Here is a 10,879-nt window from a genome sequence, read left to right on the forward strand (position 1 = left end):
TTCAGTGACAGATCACTCCGGCGACACCGCCGCGACCCTCGGTGGCACCATCGAGACCCGCTCGATCGACTACGTCCCCGAGGACGAACGTCACGGGAAGGTCCGCGACCAGGGCCCCTTCTGGTTCGTCGGAAACTTCCAGCCCTTCACGGTGGCCATCGGCTTCGTCGGTCCCGCCCTCGGCCTGTCGCTGGGCTGGACGGTCGTCGCGGGCATTCTCGGCATCTTCTTCGGAACGTTGTTCATGGCGTTCCACGCGTCGCAGGGACCGGTCCTCGGACTCCCGCAGATGGTGCAGTCCCGCGCGCAGTTCGGCTACCGCGGTGTCGTCCTCGCGCTGATCGGGACCTTGTTCACGTACGTCGGGTTCAACGTGGTGGACGTCGTCATCATCAAGTCGGGCCTGCACAGCATCTTCGGGTGGAACGCGGCCGTCATCGCCGTCGTCATCACCGCCGTCGCGACGCTCCTCGCCATCTACGGCCACGACCTGCTGCATCTGTCGTTCCGCGTGCTGTTCTGGCTGTCGCTGCCGCTGTGGGCCATCCTCACGTGGGGCGTCGTATTCGGGCACGCCGGCGGCAACGCGGGCGCCACGACGGGCGGGTTCACGCTGCTGGCGTTCATCGCCCAGTTCAGTGTCGCGGCCTCCTACAACATCACGTACGCGCCGTACGTGTCGGACTACTCGCGGTACCTGCCGCGCAACACGCGGACGTCGGCGATCGTGTCGGCCGTGTTCCTCGGCGCCTCCGCGTCGCCGGTCTGGCTGATCCCGGTGGGCGCGTGGATGGCCACCCGACTCGGAGCGACGGATGCGCTCGCCGGCATCCACGACGCCGGCAACTCGGTGGTCCCGTTCCTCGGCAGCGTGCTCGCCCTCGTCGCGACGCTCGTACTGGTGGCCACCATGGGCCTGAACGCGTACAGCGGCATGCTCACCGTGATCACCGGCATCGACTCCTTCCGGAAGGTCACCCCCTCCCGCCGGATCCGGGTGGTGACCGTCCTCGCGCTGGCGGCGGTCTGGCTGGTGCTGAGTCTGCTGTTCACCGATTCGACGACCGTCCTGAACACGACGCTGCTGATCATGCTGTACCTCCTCGTGCCGTGGACCGCCGTCAATCTCACCGACTTCTTCTTCGTGCGCCGCGGGCACTACGCCATCACCGACCTGTTCACGCCGGACGGGTTGTACGGAATGTGGTCGTGGCGGGGCATGACCGCCTTCTTCGCCGGCATCGTCGCGTCCGTTCCGTTCATGGTGCTGCCGTTCTACGTCGGACCGATCGCCGCGGCGCTCGGTGACGTCGACGTCGCGTTCGCGGTCGGCCTCGCCGTGTCCGGGATCGTGTACTGGTTCCTGTCCCGGTCGCTCGACCTCGACACCGAGGAACGGTTCATCGAAGACAGCGAAGCCGCACTGGCAGTCGAGGAGACACCCGCTCATGGCTGACACGGCGACGACAGCAGACGTCCAGGACGCGATCGACGCGCTGATCCGGGCATTCGGCGAGCACGACACGACCGCCTACTTCGAGGCGTTCAGCCCGGACGCGACGTTCGTCTTCTACACCCACCCGGTGCCGCTGCCGAGTCGCGAGGCCTACCGAGAACTGTGGACCGAGTGGGAGTCGGACGGTTTCCTCGTCCTGGCGTGCCGCTCCAGCGAGCAGAACGTCACGTTCCCGGCCCCGGATGTCGCGGTGCTGACGCATCGGGTCGGCACCACGGTGCGGGATTCGACGGGAACTGTCGAACTCGACGAGCGGGAGACGATCCTGTTCCGGCGTCGCGAAGGCTCGGGCTGGATCGCCGTCCACGAGCACTTGTCGCCCCAGTCGAACACAGACTGATAGCTGTCAGATAGCTGGCTCGACGTGCACCACGTCACATCAGGACCCCGTCGGGTTGCGGAGTCAGGCTCCCGACGGTGTACTGGTGAGTAACCCTGCCCGGCTCGGCCTATCGCGAAGGTGCACAGATGACGGACGAACGGCCCGCCAAGAACCAGACCCGACCGGACAAGGCGACGCGATCGACGCCGAAAGAAGAGACCGCGGACGTCTCCAAGACCGATCTCGCGGCCGTCGTCGACGCGCTGACGGCGACGAACGAGAAGAACTTCGACTTCTGAAACCCGAGCGTCAGTCCCGTTCCCGGTGCGGCACGAATTCGAACGTCAGGCACGCGAACGCCACGGGCAGCAGGTAGCGGAAACGCAGGAGCACGTAGCGCCGGTTCCCCGTCGCATGGAACTTGCCGAGGTAGCGGTACAGCGACTCCAGCGCGATCAGCGCGTCGCCCAGGTGCAGGACGCGGCGGAAGAGCCGGGCGCCGGCACCGGGTGCGTCGGGGTCGAGGAGTTCGGGAAACGCCGCGAACGACAGCGAGACGTAGCGCGCACCGGTCCGCTCGGCGTACCGGATGACGTCGACGGTCATGCGTTCGTCGGTGCCGTTCGGGGCGCCGTCACCGCGCCACGGCACGTCGAGGCTCAGCTCGCGGGCGGAATCGGCGGTGCCGTACCGCTGGAAGGCGACGGCGCGACCGGTGCAGTCGCGGGCGACCACGAGGAGAACACCGGGAAGCGTGCCGTCCAGCAGGTGATCGAGGATCATCGAGAATCCGCGGCGCTGATGTCCGGCGCGGGCGTCGTCGACGATGCCGATGAGTTCCCGGCGTGTCGGTTCGTCGAGCGCGGCTTCGGGGACGATCTCGGTGGTGAGCCCGGCGTTGCGGGTGCGCTGCACCGCCTGCCGGAGGTTCCGGAACTTCCTGCCGTGCAGGGTGAAGGATCCGACGTCGATCACCACGTCGCGGCCGATCGGGACCGCCGTCAACGGTTTTCGGGTGTCGCCGCCGATCTCCCACAGCCGGGTGACCCGCTCCCCCGCGCCGAGCACCGCGACGCGCCACCCGCGTTCGGCCGCGAACTCGTCGAACGCGTCGAGGAGCGCCGCGAGCCCCCGCGGGTCTCCGATGGGATCGCCGGAGACGACGGCGATCCCGGACCGCGCCCGGTAGGCGATCGCCGCGGTGCCGGACGCGTTGAAGTAGTACGACTTCGCCGAATTGAGGGCGAACGGCGACAGTGGATCGTCCGTGGTCCGCTGGATCAGCGAGAAGACGCGGGCACGGTCCTCGGGCTGCGGCACGCTGCGCACCGGAAGCATCAGGACGGGTCCGGTGGCCACGAGGAGCAGGAACCCCGGGGTCGAATGTGCGCTCGAATAGGCCACATCCGCGACCGCCACCATCAGCACCGCCGCGGCCGCATGCGTGACGGTGACGGGCCGTCGCAGGTGCAGTCCCCGGGCCACGAGCAGGACGGCGATTCCGGACGCCACCATCCACGTGCGGACGGGACCCGACCGTCCGGCCATCCACATGAGCACGAGGCCGACCACGACAGTGGCGCCGACGAGCGCCATCCGCGCCGCGGGCGATTCGGGCCGGTAGACCCGCAGCCCAGGCACGGTCGTCGGTGTCGATTTCGAATTCTGCACGCGCACCCCTGCACCCGGAAACGACTGTTCCGTACCTCCAATCTAGCGGCTCCGCCGCCCGTGAGTGGGTAAGGAGTCCCTGGACTCGTTACGCACTCACGAGCGAAGCCGTGGTGGCGGCGCACCGTGCGGCAGGGACGGCCCGACCGCGGTGAGCGAGCCGGCGGCACGCCCCTTGCCCCAGCCGAGTTTCTCGCGGTACCGGCCGATGTGGTCCTCCGGGATGCGCTGACCGTCGACGAGCGGAGTGGACTGCGGGTCGACGTACAGCGCGTCGACCGGGCAGTACGCCTCGCACATGAAGCACGTCTGGCAGTCCGATTGCCGCGCGATCACGGGGATCCCGGTGTCGGTGCGGTCGAACACGTTGGTGGGGCACGCGTCGACGCATTTGTCGCAGCCGATGCACGCCTCGGCCAGCAGAACCTCGATCACGACGCCACCCGCAACAGCCCGTCGTGCACCGCGGCGGTCGAGGTCCAGACGTCGTCGAGCCCACCGGTGAGGATGTGGTGGTGCTGGGTGGGGTCGAGGTCGGGATAGTCGGCGCGCTTGCTCATTCCGCGGGTCTCCGTCCGCGCCAGCGTCGAGTGGTACATCCACCGGCCCACCGCGGTGATCGCGGCGGCCTGCCGGGCACGCACCCGCTCGTCGCCGGAGTCGCCGCCGAGGCCGGCGGACAGTGCCGTCCACAGCGACTCCAGTTCGCCGAGCGCGCCCTGCACCCGCGTCCCGTCCCGCAGGTAGTTCTTCTCGTACGGGATGAGTTCGGCCTGCGCGGCCGCGACGACGGCGGACGCCTCCAGCCCCGGCCGCCCCGTCGGCCGCAGCCCGGCCCCGCCGGCGGGACGCAGTTCGCCCGCAGCGACCCGACGTTCGGTTCGCGCAAACCTAGCGGCCCCGGTTCCGGCCCAGCTGCCGGACGACATCGCCCACGCCGAGTTGTGGCTGCCGCCGCCGGTGAAGCCGCCGCAGATGCGTTCACGGGTCGCGGCGTCCCCGGCCGCGAACAGCCCGGGCACCGAGGTGGCGCAGGTGTCGTCGACCACCTCGATGCCACCGGTTCCGCGGACCGTGCCCTCGGCGAGCATGCTGACCTCGAAGCGGTCGGTGAACGGGTTGATCCCGCGACGGTCGAACTGCAGGAAGAAGTTCGGCTGGCCGAGCCGCATCTGGCGCTGCACCTCGTCGTCGGCGCGGTCGAGCTGGGCGAACACCGGTTCGGACAGCAGTGTTTTCGCGATCACCGACCGCCCCTTGGTGGAGCCGGCGCCCTCGAGGACGCTGCCGTCGGCGTGGAAGAACGTGGCGTAGCCGTAGTAGGCGGTCTTGGTGATGGTGGAGTTGGCGGGAACGATCGCGTAGGCGTTGGAGAATTCCATGCCGGAGAACGTGGCCCCCACCTCGGCGGCCATCAGCGCACCGTCGCCGGTGTCGACGTTCGTGCCGAGCGCGCGGGACAGGAACGCGCAACCGCCGCTCGCGATCACGACGGCGCCCGCGCCGATCCGGTAGTCGCGGTCGTCGTGGCGCTGGTAGCCCGCCGCGCCGCGCACCCGGCCGTCGGTGTCGACGAGCAGTTCGAGGGCCGGCGAGTGGTCGAGAATCCGGACGCCCGCCTTCTTCACCCACGCGCGCATGCGTCGCATGTATTCGGGCCCTTGCAGTCCGGTGCGGATCTGCTTCCCGGTGTCGGGGTCGACCGGGAACGGGTACCGGCCCTCCTCGGCGAGCAGATTCATGGTCGCGTACGTCTGGTCGAGGACGCGGTCCATCCAGTGGTGATCGGCGAGATGTCCGCCGAGTGCTTCGCGGCTGGCCTTGGCCTTCGCCCGCGCGGACGGGTCGGGGTCGACGTACCAGACGCCGGTGCCCGAAGGCGCGGTGGCGCCGCTGGTTCCGCAGTACCCCTTGTCGACGAGGACTACGTCCGCCCCGGCTTGGCGTGCGCGGAGGGCGGCCCACGTTCCGGCGGGGCCGCCGCCGATGACGAGGACGTCGGTGCTCAGGTCGAGAAGTTCGGTCATGAAGGGCGCTCCTGTCGAGGCGGAACAACTGCCCTTCGACGCTTCCGCACTTCGGGCGTCCCCGCCATCGTCAGAATCATCGTGAACCGAATCGCCCGTGCGCCTTTCTGGTTGTTCCAGCTACCAGAAAGGCGCACGGGCGCTATGCGCCCTGACCGTAGTCGACGCTCAGCCAGTGCTCCGGCCGCATCCGGATGATGATCGCGTTGTCGTCGTACGCCTGCTCCACGAACGGGTCGACCTCGTCGGCGGGGAGGTAACGAGCGGCGAGTCCACGGACGATGTCGGCGGTGGGTGCTTCGTCGAACTCCGCCGGACCTTCGACGCTGACGTACCGGTACGGCGGCTTCTCGTGCTGGGCGACGAGGCTGAAGCGGCCGGAGGCGCGGATCAGCCGCTCCTTCAGCGAGCCGCGCCCGGTCCAGACGTACGGTTGGCCGCCGGGTTCGTAGCCGTACCAGATGGGCACCGCAAGTGGGGCGCGTCCGTCGCGGTCGACGGCGATCACCCCCACGTGCACGTCGGCGAGGAACTTCTGACGTTCGTCACTGGTCATCGACAACTGCGACATTTCAGTCTCCGCTCTGGTGATCGGGTTTCGACGGTGGTGCGGGGTCGAGCAGTTGGGCGAGGTGTTTCGACGATCGGTTCGGATCGAGTTGCCGCACCTGCATGTGGCAGCTGAACCCGTCCGTCAGTATTACTGCATCTTCGGGACTCTCGCGCAGCGCGGGGGCGAGTGCCTGCTCCGCGACCTGCATGCTGAGGTCGTAGTGGTCGGCCTCGAATCCGAAGTTACCTGCGACGCCGCAGCATCCGGTGGCTTCCCGCACGCGCGGCACCCCGACGGCCTGCAGTGCCTTCCGCTGGGCCGCCGCGCCGAACACCGCGTATTCATGGCAGTGCGTCTGCACGGTGACGTCTTCGGGCACCGGCACACTCGGGCTCCATCCGGACTCGGTGCGTTCGAGCACCGCACCGGCGAAGCTGCGGATGCGGGCGGCGACGCGTCGTGCGGCGTCGGTGTGGACGAGTTCGGGCAGGTCCTTCCGGAATGCGGCGGCGCAGCTCGGTTCGAGGACGACGATGGGCCGGTCGGTGCCGTCGTCGAGGAGTTCGGCGGCCCTGGTGAGGGTCTTGGTGGCCTGCTTCAGCTGTCCGGTGGAGATCCAGGTGAGCCCGCAGCACACGTCGCTGCGGCACTGCGAACTCAGGCCCGCGTCGGCGAGCACCCGCGACGCGGCCCCGACCACCTCGGGACGGAACCCACGCGTGAACGTGTCGGCGAGTATCACGACGTCCGCGGTGCCGGCCCGCGACGTCTCTCCGACCTCGCGGCGGATCTGCTTGCGGGACGCGAACTCCGGCATCGACCGGTGCGGGGTGAGACCACCCAGCMTGGCCGCGACCTTCGCGAGCCGGCCGGCGGTGAGCCGATTCACCACGGGCGCCGAGCGTTCCGCGATCTTCAGCCACACCGGCAGCCAGCCGAGGGAGTAGTGCGACAGCGGCCGCACCCGGCCACGGTAGTGGTGGTCGAGGAACTCGGATTTGTACGTGGCCATGTCGACGCCGACGGGGCAGTCGGTGGAGCAGGCCTTGCAGGACAGGCAGAGGTCGAGGGATTCCTTGACGTCCTCGGACCGCCAGCCGTCAGCGACGGTCGGCGAGTTGCGGACCATCTCCTGCAGGGCGCGGGCCCGGCCCCGGGTGGAGTCCTTCTCGTCCCCGGTGGCGCGGTAGCTGGGGCACATCACCCCGCCGGTCGACGCGCGGCAGCGGCCCACCCCGATGCAGCCCTGGACGGCGTGGACGAACGGTGCGACGGGGACGTCGCTGGTGGGGGTGAGGTCGAAGGTGGTCTGCCAGGCCCGCGGGTTCACGCCGTCGAGGGCGAGGCTGCCGAGCAGCGGTTCGGGCTCGACGATGCTGCCGGGGTTCAGCACGGCCGCCGGATCCCACAGGCGTTTGAACGTGGCGAACGCCGCCATCATGGTGGGCGTGTACATCATCGGCAGCAGCGCCGACCGGGCGCGGCCGTCGCCGTGCTCACCGGACATCGATCCGCCGAACCGCACACAGAGTTCGGCGGCACGGTGGATGAACCGCGACATCACGTCCCGGCCCTCGTCGGTGCGCTGGTCGAAGTTGATGCGGATGTGCATGCAGCCGGCGCCGAAGTGCCCGTACATCACCCCGGTGAGGTCGAATTCGGCGAGCAGCGCCTTGATGTCGACGAGGTAGTCGGCCAGCTGATCGGGTGCGACGGCGGAATCCTCCCAGCCCGTCCAGGATTCGCCGCCCTCGACGAGCCGGGCGGACAGTCCGGCGCCGTCCTCGCGGACCCTCCACAGCGACGCACGTTCCGCCGGGTCCCCGACGACGCGCGAGTCGACGAGGCGTCCGGCCGCACGCAGCTTCGAGACCAGTTCTGCCCCGCGGAGTTCGACCTCCGCGAGGTCCTCGCCGTCGAGGTCGACGTACAGCCAGGCCTGACCGTCGGGCAGCCCGACCACGGAGTCGGCGCCGCGGAGGTGCCGCATGGTGTCGACGATCGCCGAGTCGATGCCCTCGATGGCGGCGGGCGAATAGTCGAGGATGATCGCGTTGTCGCGGGCCGCGTCCACCAGGTCGTGGTATCCGAGGCACAGCAGCATCGCCGCGGACGGCACCGGCACCAGCGCGACGGTCGCGGCCACGATCACCGCGCACGTCCCCTCGCTTCCCACCAGCGCGCGGGCCACGTCGAAGCCGTTCTCGGGCAACAGGTTCGCCAGGTGAAAGCCGGATACCTGGCGTGGGATGCGGCCGAGCTCGAGCCGGAAGTCGCCGAGATGCTCCTGCGTCAGTTCGTCGAGTCCGGCGGTGATCCGCGCGGCCTCGCCCACCGCGGGCGTGTCGTCGGGATCGGTGGCCCGCAGCCCGTCGCGGGTGGCGGTCAGCCGGTGCCCGCTCGCGGTCACCACGTCGAGTGCGACGACGTGATCGGACGTGCGGCCGTAGCGGACGGAGTGGTTGCCGCAGGCATCGTTGCCGATGGCGCCGCCGACCGTCGCGCGGGACTTGCTGGACGGGTCCGGCGCGAAGGTGAACGCGCCGTCCGTCGCCAGTTGCACGTCCTTCTGCAGATCCGTCAGCACGATGCCGGGTTCGACGACGGCGGTGCGGGCGGACGCGTCGACGGCCCGCACCCGGTTCATGTGCCGGGAGAAGTCGAGCACCACTCCCCTGCCGATCGCGTTGCCGGCGAGCGAGGTCCCGCCGCCGCGGCTGGTGACGGGGATGCCGCGGTCGGTGCAGGCCCGCACGATCGCCACCACGTCGGCGGGCCTGTGCGGAAACGCCACGGCCAGCGGCGGCACCCGGTAATTGGAGGCGTCGAAGGAGTATTCGGCGCGCCGGCGCGTTCCGGTGTCGAGGTCGATGCCCAGCTCGGCGAGCTCGGCATGCAGTTCGGCGGCGGGGCGCGTCAGCTCAGCCACGCGCAGCCCTGCCCTCGGAGTCAGCAACCGGAATCGTCGTCAGCGGGGCCATGGCTACATCGTCGAGCCGCCCCCGAAGATTGTCAACAATCCACTCCGTGAGCCGGTACGGTACGGAGGGGTGAGCGTCGTGCGAACGTCTGCACCCGCCCGGCGACAGCTGGCCGTGCGGGTGGGCGGCGCTGCGTGGGTGCTGATCGCGCTGTATTTCCTCGCGGAGGTCGTGACCGCGCGCGCCTGGCCGCGGCCGTACCGGGTGCGGACGAGTTCCGTCAGCAATCTGGGTGTCACGGGCTGCGACGGGTCGGCGGCCCAGGTCGCGGCCGTCCGACTGTGCTCGCCGCTGCACGCGGTGATCAACAGTGCGTTCGTGCTGACCGGGGTGTTCATCCTCGTGGGGGCGGTGTGCCTGCGCGACTTCCTCCCGCCCGGCATCCTCCGCCGCACCGCGCTGGCCCTGTTCGGTATCGCCGCTGTCAGCGCCGCGCTGACCGGCGTGGTTCCGATCGACGTGGACGCCCACCTCCACCAGGTCGTCGCGACCCCGACGTTCGTCGCGCGCAACGCCGCCATGATCGTCGTCGCGATCGGGCTGTACGGGCGGTGGCGCCTCTTCGCACTGTGGACCGGCCTGTGCTGCCTGGTCGGGATCGTCGGGATGGCGGCGATCCTCCTCCGCGAGGGACCGTTCGGAATCACCGAACGCCTCGCGCTCTACCCGTTCACGGTGTGGGTCGTGACCGCCGGGTTCAGTGCGCTTCGCGCCCGTGCGCCGTTCTGGTTGCTCTGACTACCAAAAAGGCGCACGGGGCGCCGAAGGTGCCACCATGGAGTGATGTCCACAGCCCTCACGCATGCCGCCGCTTCTCAGCAGGTCGCGGAGAACGGCCGCATCTCGATCGAACCCAATCGCAAGCGCCTCCGGGTGTTCTTCGGCGGTCAGGCGGTCGCCGACACCACCCGGTCGGTGTACCTGTTCGAGAAGGGACACCTGCCCGTCTACTACATCCCCCGCGACGACGTGAACTTCGACGTCCTCCAGCCCGTCGACGCGACCACCACCTGCCCGTGGAAGGGCAAGGCGCGGTACTGGGATCTCGTCGTCGGCGACCGTCGTGCCGAGCAGTCGGTGTGGGGTTACGACGAGAAACTCGCGGATTCCCTCGACCTCAGCGCGTACGTCGCGTTCTACTGGCACCGGATGGACGCCTGGTACGAGGAGGATCAGCAGGTGTTCGTCCACGCCCGCGACCCGTACGTCCGGGTGGATGTGCTGCCGTCGTCCCGGCACGTGGAGGTCTTCGTCGGCGACACCCTGGTCGCCGACACGGTCCGCCCGCGACTGCTGTTCGAGACGTCGCTGCCGGTGCGCTACTACATTCCCCGCATCGACGTGCGGTCCGAGTTCTTCACCGCCTCCGATACCAGGACGTCCTGCCCGTACAAGGGGACGGCGTCGTATCTGTCGTTCACCGGGACCGAGAGCACCGATCCGGTGGAGGACGCCGCCTGGTTCTACCCGTTCACCACCGCGGAGGCGTCGGGCATCGGCGACCACGTCTCGTTCTACCCGGACCGTGTGCGGATCGTCGTCGACGGCACACCGGTGGAGAACTGATATGGACGCAGATTTGTCAAGAGGGCAGCAGGAGGCGGACGTCCAGGACCGTCGTCGAGGGACGTCCGCCTCGGGTGGCCCCGGATGAATCTGTTGGTTGGTGGCGAGCGTGTCGGTTGTCGACGCGTTGTCGAAGTCTGATATGCGCGGGTTGGCTACCGCAAAGACAGTTGTTCGGCTGGAGTGGATCGCTGGTCTAACCTCGAGCGTGATCCCAACGTGCAGTTGAGGATTGCTCATAGT

General features: G+C 69.2%; 10 protein-coding genes. 5 read left to right on the top strand and 5 right to left on the bottom strand.

All coding sequences use genetic code 11. The annotated features are described in order from the left end of the window. The first annotated feature begins 4 nt into the window (after positions 1 to 4). The 3 genes from AC1DWT_RS23650 to AC1DWT_RS23660 all read left to right on the top strand — a co-directional run bounded on the left by AC1DWT_RS23650 (position 5) and on the right by AC1DWT_RS23660 (position 2,137). Complete coding sequence (locus tag AC1DWT_RS23650) at positions 5 to 1,456, top strand: purine-cytosine permease family protein (RefSeq protein ID WP_206012854.1); 1,452 nt, start codon at positions 5 to 7, stop codon at positions 1,454 to 1,456. Beyond that, complete coding sequence (locus tag AC1DWT_RS23655) at positions 1,449 to 1,856, top strand: YybH family protein (RefSeq protein WP_206012855.1); 408 nt, start codon at positions 1,449 to 1,451, stop codon at positions 1,854 to 1,856. Before AC1DWT_RS23650 ends, AC1DWT_RS23655 begins: the two co-directional genes overlap by 8 nt. A gap of 128 nt (positions 1,857 to 1,984) precedes the next feature. Beyond that, a complete protein-coding gene (locus AC1DWT_RS23660; RefSeq protein ID WP_167372209.1) occupies positions 1,985 to 2,137 on the top strand; it encodes a hypothetical protein in 153 nt (50 codons plus the stop codon). A 10-nt stretch (positions 2,138 to 2,147) separates the two neighbouring features. On the opposite strand, the gene AC1DWT_RS23665 is transcribed toward AC1DWT_RS23660, so the two are convergent. The 5 genes from AC1DWT_RS23665 to AC1DWT_RS23685 all read right to left on the bottom strand — a co-directional run bounded on the left by AC1DWT_RS23665 (position 2,148) and on the right by AC1DWT_RS23685 (position 9,018). Further along, positions 2,148 to 3,515, bottom strand: a complete 1,368-nt coding sequence (locus AC1DWT_RS23665) for a bifunctional lysylphosphatidylglycerol flippase/synthetase MprF (protein ID WP_206012856.1) — start codon at positions 3,513 to 3,515, stop codon at positions 2,148 to 2,150. 90 nt (positions 3,516 to 3,605) lie between these two features. Beyond that, positions 3,606 to 3,944 (bottom strand): 4Fe-4S dicluster domain-containing protein, encoded by a 339-nt coding sequence (locus AC1DWT_RS23670; protein WP_072945860.1) that lies wholly within the window; start codon positions 3,942 to 3,944, stop codon positions 3,606 to 3,608. Beyond that, positions 3,941 to 5,536 carry an FAD-dependent oxidoreductase gene (locus tag AC1DWT_RS23675; protein ID WP_206012857.1) on the bottom strand — a complete coding sequence of 532 codons (1,596 nt, stop codon included), beginning with the start codon at positions 5,534 to 5,536 and terminating at the stop codon, positions 3,941 to 3,943. Before AC1DWT_RS23675 ends, AC1DWT_RS23670 begins: the two co-directional genes overlap by 4 nt. 142 nt (positions 5,537 to 5,678) lie before the next feature. After that, positions 5,679 to 6,107 carry a pyridoxamine 5'-phosphate oxidase family protein gene (locus tag AC1DWT_RS23680; protein ID WP_072945856.1) on the bottom strand — a complete coding sequence of 143 codons (429 nt, stop codon included), beginning with the start codon at positions 6,105 to 6,107 and terminating at the stop codon, positions 5,679 to 5,681. 1 nt (position 6,108) lies between these two features. Next, positions 6,109 to 9,018 (bottom strand): FAD-binding and (Fe-S)-binding domain-containing protein, encoded by a 2,910-nt coding sequence (locus tag AC1DWT_RS23685; protein WP_477922425.1) that lies wholly within the window; start codon positions 9,016 to 9,018, stop codon positions 6,109 to 6,111. A gap of 130 nt (positions 9,019 to 9,148) precedes the next feature. On the opposite strand from AC1DWT_RS23685, the gene AC1DWT_RS23690 reads away from it, so the two are divergent. Together AC1DWT_RS23690 and AC1DWT_RS23695 are read left to right on the top strand one after the other, a co-directional pair. Continuing rightward, positions 9,149 to 9,808, top strand: a complete 660-nt coding sequence (locus AC1DWT_RS23690) for a DUF998 domain-containing protein (RefSeq protein ID WP_241031657.1) — start codon at positions 9,149 to 9,151, stop codon at positions 9,806 to 9,808. A gap of 45 nt (positions 9,809 to 9,853) precedes the next feature. Next, the gene (locus AC1DWT_RS23695) at positions 9,854 to 10,636 is read left to right on the top strand and encodes a DUF427 domain-containing protein (protein WP_206012859.1); all 783 of its coding nucleotides are present in this window, start codon (positions 9,854 to 9,856) and stop codon (positions 10,634 to 10,636) included. Positions 10,637 to 10,879: the final 243 nt, after the last annotated feature.

Source organism: Rhodococcus sp. P4_B6, from assembly GCF_056402215.1.

Excerpts from the sequence above, each read along its gene's own strand:
- AC1DWT_RS23675 (WP_206012857.1), bottom strand. The coding sequence starts at position 5,536 with ATGACCGAACTTCTCGACCTGAGCACCGACGTCCTCGTCATCGGCGGC.
- AC1DWT_RS23680 (WP_072945856.1), bottom strand. The coding sequence starts at position 6,107 with ATGTCGCAGTTGTCGATGACCAGTGACGAACGTCAGAAGTTCCTCGCC.
- AC1DWT_RS23655 (WP_206012855.1), top strand. The coding sequence starts at position 1,449 with ATGGCTGACACGGCGACGACAGCAGACGTCCAGGACGCGATCGACGCG.
- AC1DWT_RS23695 (WP_206012859.1), top strand. The coding sequence starts at position 9,854 with ATGTCCACAGCCCTCACGCATGCCGCCGCTTCTCAGCAGGTCGCGGAG.
- AC1DWT_RS23660 (WP_167372209.1), top strand. The coding sequence starts at position 1,985 with ATGACGGACGAACGGCCCGCCAAGAACCAGACCCGACCGGACAAGGCG.